This is a genomic window from Mesorhizobium sp. M0019, assembly GCF_040323975.1.
GTDB lineage: Bacteria > Pseudomonadota > Alphaproteobacteria > Rhizobiales > Rhizobiaceae > Mesorhizobium.
This window is the reverse complement of record NZ_JAMYVK010000004.1, coordinates 150,429-166,964: the sequence shown is the minus strand read 5'-3', so window position 1 is coordinate 166,964 and position 16,536 is coordinate 150,429. Positions and strand designations below refer to the sequence as shown.

General features: G+C 64.8%; 14 protein-coding genes. 10 read left to right on the top strand and 4 right to left on the bottom strand.

All coding sequences use genetic code 11. The features are described 5' to 3' along the window. Positions 1 to 169 precede the first annotated feature (169 nt). A complete protein-coding gene (locus NKK47_RS05275) occupies positions 170 to 523 on the top strand; it encodes a winged helix-turn-helix transcriptional regulator (RefSeq protein ID WP_023675899.1) in 354 nt (117 codons plus the stop codon). Positions 524 to 638: 115 nt separating this feature from the next. Here NKK47_RS05275 and NKK47_RS05270 read toward each other — a convergent pair whose 3' ends face one another. Further along, positions 639 to 1,286 (bottom strand): cysteine hydrolase family protein, encoded by a 648-nt coding sequence (locus NKK47_RS05270; RefSeq protein WP_031211561.1) that lies wholly within the window; start codon positions 1,284 to 1,286, stop codon positions 639 to 641. After that, complete coding sequence (locus NKK47_RS05265; protein ID WP_023675896.1) at positions 1,283 to 1,612, bottom strand: hypothetical protein; 330 nt, start codon at positions 1,610 to 1,612, stop codon at positions 1,283 to 1,285. Before NKK47_RS05265 ends, NKK47_RS05270 begins: the two co-directional genes overlap by 4 nt. Positions 1,613 to 1,691: 79 nt before the next feature. Between NKK47_RS05265 and NKK47_RS05260 the strand changes: the two genes are divergently transcribed. From NKK47_RS05260 to NKK47_RS05225, 8 genes are all read left to right on the top strand, one after another. Then, entirely contained in the window at positions 1,692 to 2,183 is a 492-nt protein-coding gene (locus NKK47_RS05260) for a RidA family protein (RefSeq protein WP_245274665.1), read from the top strand. A gap of 185 nt (positions 2,184 to 2,368) precedes the next feature. Next, positions 2,369 to 3,793, top strand: coding sequence for a pyridoxal-phosphate dependent enzyme (locus tag NKK47_RS05255; protein ID WP_352575409.1), 1,425 nt, complete (start codon positions 2,369 to 2,371; stop codon positions 3,791 to 3,793). Then, on the top strand, positions 3,790 to 4,971 hold the full coding sequence (locus NKK47_RS05250) for a cystathionine gamma-synthase (protein WP_023675892.1): 1,182 nt from the start codon (positions 3,790 to 3,792) through the stop codon (positions 4,969 to 4,971). Before NKK47_RS05255 ends, NKK47_RS05250 begins: the two co-directional genes overlap by 4 nt. A gap of 282 nt (positions 4,972 to 5,253) precedes the next feature. Then, on the top strand, positions 5,254 to 6,231 hold the full coding sequence (locus NKK47_RS05245) for a GlxA family transcriptional regulator (protein ID WP_352575407.1): 978 nt from the start codon (positions 5,254 to 5,256) through the stop codon (positions 6,229 to 6,231). A 276-nt stretch (positions 6,232 to 6,507) separates the two neighbouring features. Then, positions 6,508 to 7,812: a M24 family metallopeptidase gene (locus tag NKK47_RS05240; protein ID WP_023678942.1), complete on the top strand. Its 1,305-nt coding sequence runs from the start codon at positions 6,508 to 6,510 to the stop codon at positions 7,810 to 7,812. Between the two features lie 20 nt (positions 7,813 to 7,832). After that, positions 7,833 to 8,510: an isochorismatase family protein gene (locus tag NKK47_RS05235; protein WP_023678943.1), complete on the top strand. Its 678-nt coding sequence runs from the start codon at positions 7,833 to 7,835 to the stop codon at positions 8,508 to 8,510. A 16-nt stretch (positions 8,511 to 8,526) separates the two neighbouring features. Then, a complete protein-coding gene (locus tag NKK47_RS05230) occupies positions 8,527 to 9,519 on the top strand; it encodes an alpha/beta hydrolase (RefSeq protein ID WP_051406197.1) in 993 nt (330 codons plus the stop codon). Between the two features lie 321 nt (positions 9,520 to 9,840). Next, on the top strand, positions 9,841 to 11,481 hold the full coding sequence (locus NKK47_RS05225; RefSeq protein ID WP_352575404.1) for an ABC transporter substrate-binding protein: 1,641 nt from the start codon (positions 9,841 to 9,843) through the stop codon (positions 11,479 to 11,481). Between the two features lie 139 nt (positions 11,482 to 11,620). Here the strand turns inward: NKK47_RS05225 and NKK47_RS05220 are convergent, their stop codons facing one another. Continuing rightward, positions 11,621 to 13,150, bottom strand: a complete 1,530-nt coding sequence (locus tag NKK47_RS05220) for a pyridoxal phosphate-dependent decarboxylase family protein (protein ID WP_352575402.1) — start codon at positions 13,148 to 13,150, stop codon at positions 11,621 to 11,623. A gap of 25 nt (positions 13,151 to 13,175) precedes the next feature. After that, a complete protein-coding gene (locus tag NKK47_RS05215; protein WP_352575400.1) occupies positions 13,176 to 14,261 on the bottom strand; it encodes a PLP-dependent cysteine synthase family protein in 1,086 nt (361 codons plus the stop codon). Between the two features lie 201 nt (positions 14,262 to 14,462). Here NKK47_RS05215 and NKK47_RS05210 point away from each other — a divergent pair, with 201 nt between their 5' ends. Further along, the gene (locus NKK47_RS05210; protein WP_352575398.1) at positions 14,463 to 16,505 is read left to right on the top strand and encodes a transcriptional regulator; all 2,043 of its coding nucleotides are present in this window, start codon (positions 14,463 to 14,465) and stop codon (positions 16,503 to 16,505) included. Positions 16,506 to 16,536: the final 31 nt, after the last annotated feature.

Here is a 16,536-nt window from a genome sequence, read left to right as displayed (position 1 = left end):
GACGCCACACGTTTCGGCCGTCTCGCATTGACCGGATTGGTGTCGCGGGCGCTCATCTTCGTTCTCCTCCATGGATTTTGTAGCCGGCCAGGCCGTGAGCCGCGACCCTGGCCAGATGACCGGGCAAATTCTGCTTCCGTTGTCACCGTGCCTTGCCTAGCATTGGCGCATGACCCAACGCGGAAGACTGTACGGCTGTCCGGTCGAGTTCGCGCTCGACGCGCTCGGCGGCAAATGGAAGACGGTGATCCTGGCGCGGATCAAGGAACAGCCGATGCGCTATTCCGACCTGCGCCGGCTGATCCCCTCACTCTCGGACAAGATGCTGACGCAGCGCCTGGCCGAGCTTGTCGAGATCGGCTTCGTCACGCTCGAGACGTCGCCCGACGGCAAGGGGCGCTATGCCTTGACCGGGCGCGGTGAAGATCTCGCCGCCGCGCTCCAGGCGCTCTACGACTGGGGCAGCGTGCACGGCCGCGCCGAGGGCGTGCGTTTTCGCACCGACAGCGCAGCCACCACCTAGATCAATTCCGGGAAAAGCGCGGAGCGGTTTTCCGTCCGCAATTGCGTGAAGACAAAGCGATGGAGCGGTTCGGCGTTGCCGTGAAACGGTGGGTCGCGCGGCAAGCCGATTGCCCTCAACCCGCGCCGGCAAGCGCGCTGCAGAAGCTTGCGACGTCGGTGACGACGGCTTCGCCGAGGAAGCGTAGCGTCGCCATCGAGCGGTCGCGCGCTTCGCGGTTGCCGAAGCCACAGGCGTCGTCGATTACCACGGCGACAAAGCCATTGTCGGTCGCCTGGCGAACGGTCGGCTCGATGCCGATCTCCATGGCGATGCCAGCGAGCGCTATCGTGCGCACGCCGCAATCGCGCAAGGCAAAGCCGAGCGCGGTGGAATCGAAGGCCGACATCGTGAGCTTGTCGAACACCGCCTCGTCATCGCGGGGTTCCAGCTCGGGCACGATCCGCGTCGCTTCGGCGTCGCGCGGGAACCACGGCTCAACCGTGTCGGGGCTGTCGCGCCGCTGCCAGTTCATGGCGGTGCGCAGCTGCGTCGCGCCCATCCATTTGCGCGGCAGCGACAGATGGCGCGTGAACGCCACCCGCATTCCGGCCATGCGCGCCGCTTCCAGCACCGTGCCGGTGCGCTCGACGATGGTGGCGGCGCCGGCCACCTGCCGGCAGATGCCGACCTGCATGTCGTAGACCACCAGCGCCGTGCGGCGCGGATCGCACCACTCAGCCAGGCTGGCCGGGATTTCGATCCCGTCGCTCGCCCGGATCATGCCGCAGTCCGGTCCCATGGCTTGGCGATATCGACCGTCGGATCGAACAGGAATTCCAGCGGCAATGGCGCGTCGAAGGCGATGAAGTGCCATTCCAGCAGCCCGGCCTTGGACAGCGGGAAGTCCTCGGTGTATCGCCTCGCTTCCGCGACGCTGTCGAGCTCGAAGACGATGATGACGCCGCCAATATCGCCGCGCGCATAGTTCTCGCGCACGATCCCCGCCTTCCAGAGCCGCCAGACATTCGACACTTCGTCGCGCAGATAAGGCCGCAAATCGTCGAGCGTGACGCCGGGCCTGAAATTGTCATAGGCAAGAATCTTCATCGGCCGTTCCTTGCATTGCTGTTCGCCCAGCGCCGGGTAGCATGGCGGAATCGGCAGCCGCAACGAACGAGATGGTGCGTTGAAACGGCCGCACGATTGCCGTTCTGTGCCGCGCGATCCCTATGGGCGGCCGGGCGGCCGCGGGATAATTTTCGCTGAGGAGGAAAAGCGCGGTGACATCGAAAGGCTGAACCCCGAGGGCATGCACAGCAATCCGGCCTATTCGCAAGGCGTGTCGCTGCCGGCATCCGCGCGCATCGTGCTGGTCGGCGGCCAGAATGGCGTCGACGCGCAAGGCCGGATCGTCGCCAGGGACGATCTCCCTGCACAGGCCGCTCAGGCGCTTTCCAACCTGGCAAAGGTGCTCGAAGCCGGTGGGGCAGAGCCTGAAGACCTCGTCAGCCTCTCGGTCTATATCGCCGGCGACCTGGACATAGGGCCGGCCTTCGGCGCCTGGATGGCCTTCTGGGCAAACCGTGGCGCGCCGCCGATCATCAAGGTGCTGCGCGTCGCCGGCCTCGGTAATCCGGATTTTCTGATCGAGACCGAAGCCCAGGCGGCGATCGCCTGAACCCTAAGCGGGTTCTGCAAATCTTTTGCCTGCCTGCAGGCCGGCGAAGCTTTCGCGAAATTCCATTCCCCTGCTGGCGGCCGGATTGGCACGATCTATCTTCTTTCCAACTGCAAACGGCTGGAAAAGACGGTAGGTTGCCGTCTTCCAGGGCGGTTGCTCATTCTGGCAACGGAGCATCTGACATGAGCAAGCACAAGATCGTGGCACCAGACGATGCATCGTCCCGCCTGCGCCCGCCCTATGCCTCGGTTCTCGACCTGATCGGGCAGACACCGGTCGTCGAGCTGACCAAATTCGACATCGGCAAGTGCCGGCTGTTCATCAAGCTCGAAAGCCAGAATCCCGGTGGCTCGATCAAGGACCGCATCGCGCTGTCGATGATTGCCGCCGCCGAAAAACAGGGCAAACTGAAACGCGGCGGGACGATCGTGGAGGCGACCGCCGGCAATACCGGTCTTGGTCTCGCCCAGGTCGGCATCCCCAAGGGCTACCGCATCATCCTCGTCGTGCCCGACAAGATGTCGCGCGAAAAAATCCAGCATCTGAGGGCGCTCGGCGCGGAAGTGCGCATGACGCGTTCCGATGTCGGCAAGGGCCATGCCGAATATTATCAGGACATGGCCGAAAAGATCGCCGCCGAGTTGCCCGGCGCCTTCTACGCCAACCAGTTTGCCAACCCGGCCAATCCGCTGGCCCACGAAACCACGACCGGGCCGGAAATCTTTCAACAGCTCGGAGGCGATGTCGATGCGGTGGTCGTCGGCGTCGGCTCCGGCGGCACGCTGACCGGGCTTGGCCGCTATTTTGCGAAAGTCTCGCCGAAGACCGAGATGATTTTGGCCGATCCGGTCGGCTCGGTGCTGGCACCGTTGATCAAGACCGGCAAGATGGTAGAGGCCGGAAGCTGGACCGTCGAAGGCATCGGCGAGGATTTCGTGCCGCCCAATGCCGATCTGTCGCTGGTCAGGAAGGCCTATTCCATCCCCGACAAGCAGAGCATGCTTGCGGTGCGCGACCTGCTTTCGAAGGAAGGCATTCTCGCCGGCTCGTCGTCCGGTACGCTGCTTTCGGCAGCGCTTCGCTATTGCCGCGAGCAGACCGTGCCGAAGCGCGTCGTTACCTTCGTCTGCGACAGCGGCAACAAGTACCTGTCGAAAGTCTTCGACGATTTCTGGCTGGTCGAGCAGGGCCTGGCCGAGCAGGAGCAGCATGGCGATCTGCGGGACCTGGTCATGCGCACGCTCCGCACCGGCGATGTCGTGTCCGTCGGCCCGGACGAAAGCCTGCTCAACGCCTATGGCCGCATGCGCCGATCGGATGTCTCGCAGCTGCCGGTGCTGGACGAGGGCAAGCTCGTCGGCATCATCGACGAAAGCGATATCCTCGCCAAGGTCGAAGGCCCCTATGACAGCCGCTGGGACCGCTTCAAGGCCCCGGTCAGTACGGCTATGACCTCTACCCTGCACACGCTGGAAGCCAGCCAGACGCTGGACGCGTTGCTGCCGGTCTTCGATCGCAACGAGGTCGCCATCGTCTTCGATGGCGACGAATTCATCGGCCTGATAACACGCATCGACCTGATCAACCATCTGAGGCGCGCCCGATGACCGTCAAAGCCACCGTATCGGGCAAAAACCGCCTCGCCTTTTCGACGCGCACCATCCATGGCGGCCAGAGCCACGACCCGACGACGGGCGCGGTGATGGTACCGATCTATGCCACTTCGACCTACGGTCAGCAGAGCCCGGGCGTGCACAAGGGCTTTGAATATGCCCGCAGCCAGAACCCGACCCGCTTCGCCTTCGAGCGCGCGGTGGCCGACCTCGAAAGCGGCACAGCCGCCTTCGCCTTCGCTTCGGGGCTGGCGGCGATCGCAACCATTTTCGAATTGCTCGATTCAGGCGCGCATATCGTCGCCACCGACGACATCTATGGCGGCACGTTCCGGCTGCTGGAACGGGTGCGCAAGCGCTCGGCCAATTTGCAGGTCGACTTCGTCGACTTCACCGACCTTGCCGCGGTCGAGGCGGCGATCCGCCCGGAAACCAAACTGCTCTGGGTCGAGACGCCGACCAACCCGCTGCTGCGTGTCGTCGACCTCGAAGGCGTCGCGGCACTTGCCAGGCGCAAAGGCGTGCTCTCAGTCGCCGACAACACTTTCTGCAGCCCCTATCTGCAGCGGCCGCTGGAGCTCGGCATCGACATCGTGGTCCATTCGACGACGAAATACCTCAACGGCCATTCCGACATGGTCGGCGGCGTCGCCGTGGTCGGCGACAACAAGGATCTCGCCGACCGGCTGAAATTCCTGCAGAACGCCATCGGCGCCATTTCAGGGCCGTTCGACAGTTTCCTGGCGCTGCGCGGACTGAAGACGCTGGCGCTGAGGATGGAGCGTCATTCGTCGAACGGGCAGAAGATCGCGCACTGGCTGGAAAGCCGTCCCGACATCCGCCGTGTCATCTATCCCGGCCTGCCCAGCCACCCGCAGCACGCCATCGCCAGGCGGCAGATGCACGCCTTCGGCGGCATGATCACGGTCGAGCTCGACCGCGACCTCGCCGGCACCAAACGCTTCCTCGAACATACGCAACTGTTCACGCTGGCCGAAAGCCTCGGCGGCGTCGAAAGCCTGATCGAGCACCCGGCGCTGATGACGCACGGCTCGATCCCGGCGAAAAAACGCGCCGAGATCGGGATTTCGGATTCGCTGGTGCGGTTGTCGGCCGGGATCGAGGACGGCGACGATCTGATCGCGGATCTGGATCAGGCGCTGGCCAGTTGAGCCGGATAGCGAGACGTCGGCGGGACGGCGCCCCCTCTGCCCTACCGGGAATCTCCCCACGAGGGGGGAGATTGGCCATTATCTTGCGCTTTCGCCAATCTCCAACGCTGAAACGGACGGGACGGCGAAGGGGAGACGTCCGGCAGGACAGAGGGGGGCGTGAGGGATCGCCGACAAGCGGCAATTGTTCTGCGTCGCACCCCCAAGCTTGCACGCTATTCCGTTGACCCAGGGCGCATCTGCCTGAATTGTAGCGTCCCGATCCTTTTGGCTCCATAAGCTATGAACAACCGACAACGCAACCAACCGACGGCAAGCGACACCCCCCTAACCTTTGCCATCCTGGTCTTCCCAGGCTTTCCGATGATGGCGTTCAGCTCGGTGATCGAGCCGCTCCGCGCCGCCAACGTGCTGGCCAAGCGGGACTGCTATCGCTGGATCATCGTCGGCGCCGCCGAAGGCCCGGTGGAGGCCTCGAACGGCGTCGTCATCCAGCCCGGCTTTGCCGCCCATGACGCGCCGAAGGTCGATCGCGTCGTCGTCTGCTCGGGCGGCGATGCCGATCATCTCGTCGCGCACGATGCGGTGAGCTGGATCCGCAGGAGCCTGCGCGACGGCGCCCATATCGGTGCGGTGGCGGATGCCGCCTTCTTCCTGGCTCGGGCCGGCCTGCTCGACGGTCATGCCTGCACCTTGCACTGGACCAGCCAGGCTGCCTTCACCGAAGCGTTTCCGGATATCGAGCTGAGGCGCGATCTCTATGTCATCGACCGCAAGCTCTTCACTTCGGCCGGTGGCGTCGGCAGCCTCGACATGATGCTGGAGATCATCACCAGCGATTATGGCGCCGAACTGGCCGCCGGCGTCGCCGAATGGTTTGTGCACAGCCCGCTACGCTCCAGCGTCGACCGCAAGCTGATGCCGCTCAGGCTGCGGACCGGCGTGCAGAACGAACTGGTGCTGTCGGCCATCGCCATCATGGAGGATGCGGTGGAGGAGCGGCTCGGCATGGCGGAACTGGCGGGGCGACTTGGTGTCTCCTCCGATAAGCTCGAACGCAATTTCCGCTCCGAACTCAGTATCTCGCCCAACGGCTATTACCGCCGCCTGCGGCTGAAGCGTGCCGCCGACCTCTTGGCGCATTCGACGCTGATGGTGCGCGACGTCGCGCTGGCCTGCGGCTTTGCCTCGATGTCGAGCTTTGCGCGGGCGTTTCGGGAGGAGCATGGCCATGCGCCGAAGGTGATGCGGCGGTCTTAGGTGTTTTAACTGCGCCGAGTTCCCGCCCACTCTCCCCCACAAAGGGGGTAGATTGGCCGTCGCCTCCGCTTTCGCCAATTGCCAACATCGCGAGAGTAGCGCCATCGGCGAAGCTGCCGATCTCCCCCCTCGTGGGGGGAGATGTCCGGCAGGACAGAGAGGGGCGCGAAGGATCGCCGGCGCGTCGGGGCTGCGGCATCCGGCACAACATATGCGGCATCTCGCACAGCCTCTACGCGGCGCATAGCCCATCCTCGCCGCTTCCAGGAGGCACCCATGAGCATCGTCGTTTTTGACCCCGACAGCACCGAGGATGTCGACTTCAAGGACCGCATGCGCCATCCGGCGGCGGCGGATCCGGCCGGCGGCATGTGGCTGTCGGACACCGAGCCGTCCTTCATCGACGCCGACGCGCTGCGCAAGGGCCGGCTGGCCAGGCTGCGCGCCTGGATGCGCGAGGCCGGCTATGGCGGCGTCGTTTTGTTCGACCCCAACAACCAGCGCTACGCCACCGGCTCGCGCAACATGTTCGGCTATTTCCTGCGCAACTCGACGCGCTACTTCTTCATCCCCACCGAAGGGCCGATCGTGTTGTTCGAATATCCGCAGAGCTACCATGTCTCGATGGTGCTCGACACGATCGACGAGGCGCGTCCGTCCAAGCTGGTCTGGTCATCGGTGTCAGGCCGCGACGACGAGACCGCCGGCCCGTTCGCCGATGAGATCGCCGAATTGCTCAAGGCGCATGGCGGCGGCTCGATGAAGCTCGGCCTTGACCGCTGCAGCCATCTGCAGGCACTGGCGCTGGAAAAGCGCGGCTGCGAGGTGCGGGATTGCCAGGGCGAGATTTTGGCGGTGCGCGCGGTCAAGACGCCCGAGGAAGTAAAATGCCTGCAGGTGTCGATGGCTGGTGCCGAGGCTGCGGTCTATGCGGTGCGCGAGGCGATCAAGCCTGGCGTTTCCGAAAACGAGCTGTTCGCCATCATGTATGGTGAGGTGATCCGGCAAGGCGGCGAGTTCATCGAGACCCGGCTGCTGACCTCGGGCCAGCGCACCAATCCGTGGTTCAACGAGGCGAGCGGCCGCAAGATCAGGCCGGGCGAACTCTTGGCGCTCGATACCGATACGATCGGCTGCTACGGCTATTATTCGGACTTTTCGCGCACCTTCCGTTGCGGACCGGGCAAGCCGACGGACTATCAGAAGTCGCTCTACCGCATGGCGCACGACCAGGTTCAGCACAATATCGGGGTCGTCAAGCCGGGCATGGCGTTTCGCGCGATTGCCGAAAGGGCCTGGAAGATACCGGACCGCTTCGTCGACCAGCGTTATACCTCGGTCATGCACGGCGTCGGCATGCATGGCGAAACGCCGTTCATAGCGCACGCCATGGACTACGAGACCTATGGCCGCGACGGTGACATCGTGCCCGGCATGGTGGTCAGCGTCGAAAGCTATATCGGCGAGAAGGGCGGCCGCGAGGGCGTCAAGCTGGAAGACGAGATCCTGATCACCGAGACCGGCACCGAGCTCCTGTCGCGCTTCCCCTATGAGGATGATTTCCTTGACAGGCATGTTTGAGTGTTGACAGGCAGTTTTGCATGAAAAGCCCGATCTCGATCAAGCGCGGCAAGGTGGCGGCGGTGTTCATCGATCTCCAGGAGGAGCATCGGCGGGACAAGCGCTATCTGGTCGAAGGCTATGGCGACATCCTCGCCAACGTCCAGCGGCTGCAGGAGGCGGCGCGGGCCAACAATGTGCCCCTTTACCACTGGGCCTATATCGTCGATCTCGCCACGGCGCGGCCGTTCCACCCGGTCGAGGCCAGCGGCAAGTCGGCGTTTTCCGACAAGGACGATCCGCTGACTGCGATCTGCGCGGAAGTGGGCCCGGCGACAGGCGAGATGATGCTGGTCAAGACCGATGCCAGCGCCTTCCGCGCGGGGCCTGCCGCCGAGCGGCTGAAGGCCGACGGCATCGAGTGGCTGGTCGTTGCCGGCGTCTGGACCGAGGCCTGCATCGATGCCACCGTCAAGGATGCGGTGGCGCTTGGGTTTCGAGTGCTGCTGGTCAAGGATGCCTGCGGCAGCGGCAGCACGGCGATGCACCAGACGGCCATCCTCAACCTTGCCAACCGGCTCTATGGCGGTGCCGTCACCACCACCGACGGCGCCTGCCGGCTGCTGGCAGGCGAGACGGTCGAAGCCTGGCAGGTCGAGGGCTCGGTGCCGCTGCGCTTCAGCTATGAAAATGCTGCCCGGCTCTACGCCGAGCTCTGAGCGGGATCGCGCAGCGATGATCACCGAGGCCGAGCGACCCGGAACGAGAGGGCGCGGAAAATACCAAACGCTGCTCGATCCGGAGCTGTGGGCCTATATCGATCGGGTCAACGAGTGGTATCCGCCCGAAATCGTCTACATGCCGATCGACAGGCAGCGGGCGGTCTATGATGCCACGTGCCGGGCGTTCCGCGAGCCCTATCCACCCGGCGTCAAGGCCAGCGACAGCGCGGTTCCTGCCGGCGACCGTGCGATCTCGGTCCGGCGTTACCAGATGGCGGGCACGGCGCCGCAAGCGATGGTTGTCTATTATCACGGCGGCGGCTTCGTCCTTGGCGGGCTCGACAGCCATGACGACATCTGCGCCGAGATATGCGCCGGCACCGGCTTTGCCGTGCTGTCCGCCGATTACCGGCTGGCGCCCGAGCATCTGCATCCGGCCGCCTTCGACGATGCGCTGGCCGTATTCGAATGGGCGACGGCGACGGCCGGCCTGCCGATAGTGCTCTGCGGCGAAAGCGCCGGCGGCAATCTGGCCGCTGCGGTGGCACAGGCGACACGCCGCCATCCTCGCCATGCGATCGGCCAGGTGCTGATCTATCCCGAGCTCGGCGGCCCGGAACCAGTTGGCAAAGAGAGCGCCGGGTCCTGTGTCGAGCACGCCGAAGCGCCGCTGCTGACGTTGCGCGACATCGAGTTCTATCGCCAGATCCGGTCGGCGAAGGGACAGTCGCAGGACGACCCGACCTTTTCGCCGCTCAGCGACACCGACTTCTCCGGGCTGCCGCCGACGGTCATCGTCACCGCGCAATGCGACCCGCTGTCCTCGGAAGGCGAGGCCTATCGCGACCGCATCCTCGCCGCCGCCGGTCGCGCCTGGTGGCATGAGGAGCCGCGCCTCGTGCATAGCTTTCTACGCGCCCGCAAGACCGTGCCGCGAGCCGGCGAAGCCTTCGGGCGCATCATTGCGGCCATCGCCGCGCTCGGCAAAGGCGACTGGCCTTACTGAGGTTGCGAAGGCCCCCTCATCCGGCCGCTTCGCGTCCACCTTCTCCCCGCTGGGGAGAAGAGGCTGGCATCAACGCTGGCGACCTCGTCTCCCCCCGGGGGAGAGGTCGGATTGCCCCGAATTGCCCTTCGCAATTCGGTTGGCAATCCGGGTGAGGGGGACCTTCCGTTTGCGGAACAGCGCACAAGAACTGCGGAAGTCCGAACACTCCCCCACGGGAGCTCGCCCTATCATCCCCGAGGCAATGGCGCTCCGGCGATCGCATCCGTCCCCCGCGTTTGGCGATCGGCAGAGGTGCCCAACAACAGGGGAATGACGACAATGAAGTTCATGCTGACCGATCGAAAACTGCATCCGCAGGCCGAGCCCGTCGCCGATGGCTTCAAGAAAGGCCAGATGAACCGGCGCGAATATCTCGCCACCATGGCTGCGCTCGGCGTCAGCGCTACCGGCGCGCTGGCGCTCGGCGGGCTTGCGCCGTCACCGGCCAGGGCCGAGGAGCCGAAGCGCGGCGGCATCTTGCGCGTCGCCATGAACGTCAAGGGCTGGAAGGATCCGCGCACCTTCGACGGCGTCGAGATGTCCAACGTCGCCCGCCAGTGCAACGAATATTTGGTGCGCTGGAAGCGCGACTTCACCTTCGAGCCATGGCTGCTCGAGAGCTGGGAAACCAGCGACGACGCCCGCGTGCTGACGCTGCATGTCCGCAAGGGCATCACCTGGTCGAACGGCGACACCTTCAACGCCGACGACGTGATCCACAATCTGACGCGCTGGTGCGATGCGTCCGTCGCCGGCAATTCGGTGGCCGCGCGCATGGGCGCACTGGTCAACGCCGATACCAAGAAGGCCGTCGACGGCGGCATCGAGCGCGTCGACGATTTCACCGTCCGGCTCAATTTGCCCAAGCCCGACATTTCGCTGATCGCCGGCATGGCCGACTATCCGGCGCTGATCATGCACCGCAGCTATGAAGGCGACGGCGATCCGCTGAAGGCATTGGCGATCACCACCGGGCCTTGCGAACTCGTGGCATGGGACGCCGAGGTCGGCGCCGAAGTCCGCCGCAAGGACAAGCCATGGTGGAAGGGCGAGTTCTACCTCGACGGCATCAAATGGGTCGACTACGGCTCCGACCCCAACGCCATGCTGTCGGCCTTCGAATCGGGCGAGATCGACACCGACCACGAAACCGCCTCCGATACGGTTGCGCAGACCGAGTCCATGGGCCTGAGCAATTCCGAGATCGCCACCGGTTCGACCATCGTGGCGCGTTTCAACGTCGGCAACCCGCCCTATGACGACATCAAGGTGCGGCGCGCCGCCCAACTTGCCGTCGACAATGCCGCCGTGCTGAAGATCGGCATGGACAACCGCGGCAAGCCTGCCGAGAACCATCATGTCGGGCCGATGCATCCCGAATATGCCGATATCGGCCCGGCCGTCCGCAACATTGATCAAGCCAAGGCCCTGCTCGCCGAGGCCAGCAAGGCCGACCACGAATACGAACTCATCTCGGTCGACGTCGACTGGCAGAAGAGCACCGGCGACGCCATCGCCGCGCAGATGCGCGAGGCCGGGCTGAAGATCAAGCGCACCGTGCTGCCGGCCGCGACCTTCTGGAACGACTGGAGCAAATATCCTTTCTCCTGCACGGAATGGCTCGGCCGGCCGCTCGGCGTCCAGGTGCTGGCGCTCGCTTATAAGTCTGGCGCCGCGTGGAACGAGAGCGCCTACGCCGATCCGGAATTCGACAGTCTGCTCGACAAGGCGCTGGCGATGCCCGATCCCGGCGCCCGCAAGGAGCTCATGGCCAAGATCGAGCAGAATCTCCGCGATTCCGGCATCATCATCCAGCCCTACTGGCGCTCGGTCTACCGCACCTACCGCAAGGGCGTGCATGGCTGCGAGCAGCACCAGTCACTCGAGCAGCATTTCGAGAAGGTTTGGCTCGAGGCGTAGCCTTGCAGACGACCAATTGTCGGGGCCAGCGCCGCTCCTTCTTCCTTCTCCCCTTGTGGGAGAAGGTGGATTGGCGCGCAGCGCCAAGACGGTTGAGGGGTGCGGACGGAGTGCCGTCGGTATCAAGCTGGAACACCCCTCATCCGGCCGCTTCGCGTCCACCTTCTCCCACAAGGGGAGAAGGAAGAGCCACGCCAGGCCTTGAAATCTCCAGTCCAAGCCGCACGGTCTCCCGCACCAGCAGGTCCAGATCGTCGCGCCGGGTGCGGTGGTTGTTGATCGCCACCCTGAGGCTATGCTGGCCATGCACCGTCGTGTCGGAAATGGCGGCGATGCCTTCTTCCTGCAGCCTCAGCATGATCTCGGTATTGAGCGCTTTCAGGCGCTCCCCGCCCAGTCCGTCCGCGCGGTAGCGAAAGCAGACGATGTTGATGCTCACCGGCGCTACCAGTTCGAGTGCCGGTTCGGCCGCGATCAGCGCGCCGAGATAATGCCCTTGCGCGATGTTCTGGTCGATCAGCCGGCCGAACTTTTCGATGCCGTGCTCTCGCAACGCCATCCACACCTTCAGAGCGCGAAAGCCGCGCGTCGTCTGCAGGCCGTAATCGTGCAGCCATTGGCCGGAGGCCAGGCCGCGCGGCGTCGATTCCAGATATTCCGGCGTCACCGCGAACGCGCCGCGATGCACGGAGGCATCCCGGATCAGCGCGCAGCCGACCTCGAATGGCGCGTGCAGCCATTTATGCGGATCGAGCGCGATCGAGTGGGCGTGCTCGATGCCGGCAACGCGATGCGAATTGTCCGGCGCAATCGCAAGCAAGGCGCCGATGCAGCCATCGACGTGAAACCACAGATCCTCTTTTGCCGCCAGGTCAGCCAGCGCTTGCAGATCGTCGATTGCGCCGGCGTTCACCGTGCCGGCCGTACCGATTACGCAGGCCGGCTTGAAGCCGGCGTCGCGGTCCTCGGCGATCGCCGCCCGCAACGCAGCGATGTCGATCCGCAGCCCGGCATCGCTCGGGATGCGACGCAGCGCCCGGTTGCCGAGGCCGAGCACTTCCATCGCCTTGCGGTGACAGGAGTGAAGCTGGTCGGAGCCGTAGAAACGCAGCGGCTTGTCGATGCCGGCAACGCCGTGCTCGCGTATGTCGATGCCGGCCTTGGCGTTGCGCGCCACGGTCAGCCCGATGATGTTGGCCATCGAGCCGCCGCTGACCAGCGTGCCGCTGGCCGATTGCGGAAAGCCCATCATCTGCTTGCACCAGTCGACGACCTGGTTGTCCATCAGCGCGGCGGCATGGTTGCCGCCGCCGAGGTTGGAGCCCTGGATCGCCGCCAGGAAATCGCCGAGCGCGCCGGTGAAATTGCTCGAGCCCATATACCAGGACCAGAAGCGCGGATGGATGTTGCCCATCGGATAGGGCATCAAGCTCCTGGTGACGTCGCCATAGATTTCTGCCAGCGGCGCCGGCGAACGCGGCAGCGGCGATGTGAAGAAGGTCCTCACATCAACCGGCATCTCCTGCCACACCGGACGCTCTCTGACATCGCGCAGGTAAGCGACGGCATCGTCGACGATCCGATGCGACAGGGCCTGCACGTCGGCCCAGTTCGAGGGGTCAAGCGTTTCCTCGGTGGCCGTGACGGCCAGTCCAGGCTTCGTGTCCATGCAGGCCGCTCCCGATGTGCCGCCGTCACGCCGGAAACTGGCAGCCGGGCGTCGACTGCGAAAGCGCGGTCTCCTCGGCGTCCATCTCCGCCTCGATGCCGTCGAACAGCGGTGTCGTCATGTAGCGTTCGCCAGTATCGGGCAGCATGCACAGGATCACCGAGCCGGGTGCCGCCTTTTCCGCGATCTGCCGCGCCACCGCGAAGGTCGCTCCGCCGGAGATGCCGGTGAAAATCCCTTCCTTCTGCGCCAGCGCCTTGGCCCATTTCATGCCCTCGGGCCCGGCAATCGGCACCACCTCGTCATAGAGGCTTGCGTCTATCGCCTCCTGCAGCACGTCCGGAATGAAGTCGGGCGTCCAGCCCTGGATCGGATGCGGCTCGAACGCCGGATGGCTGGCCGCAGGCGCGCCGCCGGTGCCGCGCTGCTGCGACTTGCCGCTGCCGATAAGCTGCGCATTGGCCGGTTCGGCGAGCACGATCCGGGTCTCCGGCCGCTCGCGGCGCAGCACGCGTCCGACGCCGGCGACGGTGCCGCCCGTGCCGTAGCCGGTGACGAAGCAGTCGAGCCGCGAGCCGGCGAAATCGTTGATGATCTCGCGCGCCGTCGTCGCTTCGTGAATGGCGGCGTTGGCCTTGGTTTCGAACTGGCGGGCCAGGAACCAGCCATTGGCTTCGGCGAGCTCCACCGCCTTCTTGTACATGCCGAAACCCTTCTGGGCGCGCGGCGTCAGCACCACCTTGGCGCCCAGCATGCGCATCAGCTTGCGGCGTTCGATGGAAAAACTGTCGGCCATCGTCACCACCAGCGGATAGCCCTTCTGGGCGCAAACCATGGCAAGTCCGATGCCGGTGTTGCCGCTGGTCGCCTCGACCACGGTCTGGCCAGGCTTTAGAGCGCCGCTGCGCTCGCCTTCCTCGATGATGTTGAGCGCCAGCCGGTCCTTCACCGAGGCGGCGGGATTGAAGAACTCGGCCTTCACGTAGATCGTGGCATGGTCCGGTCCGAGATTATTGATGCGGATCACCGGCGTATCGCCGACCGTGTCGAGAACGCTGTCGAACAGGCGGCCGCGCCCGGCGGTGGTTCTGATTTTCTGTTGATGCAACATGTCGATCTCCTCGCCTTGTCGGTGTCTCTTGTCGTCACGGGCCGGTTACAGACCGGTGGCTTGGGCGGCGAGGTTTCGAGACCTTGCCGCGCTACATTTGCCTCCGGCAATGCCAGCATCCGGAGCGGGAATTCGCTGCCGGATGCACCGTGTCGCGTTTGGTGATAAAACAAAGGCCGACTGGCCAGCGTGGGAGCAGGCGTGGAAACTTACGTGGAATCCGCCCGATCGAGCCTCCACGGCGAGGTGGCCGGCTTTTCCGTGCGTCTGCTCGGACCGCTGACGATCGCACGCAACGGCATCATCATCCAGCTCCCAAAATCGCGCAAGCTGTGTGCGCTGCTCGCCTATCTGGCGCTGGCGCCGCATCCGGTCGGCCGCAGCCGCCTCTGCGAGCTTTTGTGGGATGTGCCGAACGACCCACGCGGCGAGCTTCGCTGGTGCCTGAGCAAGCTTAGAGGCATCCTCGATGAACCGCATCATCGCAGGGTCGAGACACCAGGCGACACGATCGCGCTTGATCTGAGAGGTGCTTCCGTCGACGCTGTCGACATAGCCTCGGCCGCCGCCAAGGGCGTTGAGACGCTCGGTCTAGAGCGGCTGCAGGCTCTTTCCGGAATGTTCGCCGGCGACTTTCTCGATGGGCTGGAGATCGACCGCAGCCCGCATTTCAACAGCTGGCTGATCGCTCAGCGCCGCCGCTTCGGCTCTTGGCACGCCGCAATCCTGGAACATCTCGTCAACAAGCTTCCGGTGGATGCCGACAGAATGTCTTCGCATCTGGACAAATGGCTGGAACTCGCTCCGTTCGACGGGCGCGCGCATGTGGCTCTTCTGAAAGGGCTGGCGCAGCGCGGCCAGTTTGACGCGTGCGAGGAACATCTCGCTTCCGCAGCGCAGCTGTTTGCTTCGGAGGATCTGGATTTCGGACCCGTTCGTGAGGCATGGCGCACGATCCGCAACGAACGACCTGCCGCTACGTTCTGGGCGCGACCGTCACTCGTACCCGCGGCCCCTCACGCGTCAATTGTGCTTCCCAATTCCGACACTGCTGCATCGCAGAAGGCTTCGCTTGCGGTGATGCCGTTTGCCGAAGAGACGGCTGACGGCGGCCCACGCGGAGGCATCGCCGATGGCCTGACCCACGATATCATCACCCGCCTGGCCAAGCTCAGGGATTTCTTCGTCATCGCGCGCGGTTCGGTGTTTGCGCTCGCCGAAAAAAACATTGGGCCGGAGGATGCCGGCCGTCGGCTCAATGTCGATTATGTCGCCACCGGCACGGTACGCAGCCAGGCCGGCCGCGTCACCGTCGCGGTCGAGCTGGTCGAAGTGCGCACGGCCAGGATCGTCTGGGCCGAGACGTTCGAGCGCAAGCCGAACGACATCTTTGCCGTGCTCGACGACATCGGCAACAGCATCGTCTCGTCGATCTCGGCCGAGATCGAGACGGGCGAGCGCAACCGCGCCATGTTGAAGGCGCCCAATTCGCTGAACGCCTGGGAAGCCTACCACCGCGGTCTCTGGCACATGTATCGCTTCACCCGCGCGGAAAACGAGCAGGCCCGGCATTTCTTCGACATAGCCTTGAAGCTCGATCCGACGTTCGCCCGCGCCTATGCCGGCCTTTCCTTCACCCATTGGCAAAATGCCTTCCAGCGCTGGGGCGACCGCGACCACGAAAGCGCCCTGGCCTTCGAGGCAGCCGGCCAGGGCCTGCTCGTCGACGATCACAATCCGGCCGCTCACTGGGCCATGGGGCGGGCGCTGTGGCTGCGCGGCGAGCAGGACGGCTCCCTCATCGAGCTGGAACGCGCCGTAGACCTCAGCCCGAATTTCGCGCTCGGCCACTATGCGCTATCTTTCGTCCATTCGCAGTCCGGCGACCCGCAGGCTGCGATCGGCTCATCCGACCATTCCAGGCATCTGAGCCCCTTCGATCCGCTGCTGTTCGGTATGTTGGGCGCCAGGGCGATGTCGCATGTCCGGCTCGGCCAGTTCGACGAAGCCGCCGAATGGGCGCTGAAAGCAGCCGCGCGTCCCAACGCCCACGCCATCATCCTCGCGATTGCCGCGCATTGCCTTGCGCTGGCGGGGCGGCTGGACGAGGCACGAAGTTTCGCCGCTGCGCTGCGCAAGATGCTGCCGAACTACTGCGCCGACGATTTCATCGGCACGTTCCGCTTCGAGCCGGACGCCGAGGCACTGTTCCGGCAAGGCGCCAAGCGGATCGGGCTGGGGTGAGGCAGGCGCGCGGTTTGCCAGGCTCTCCAAA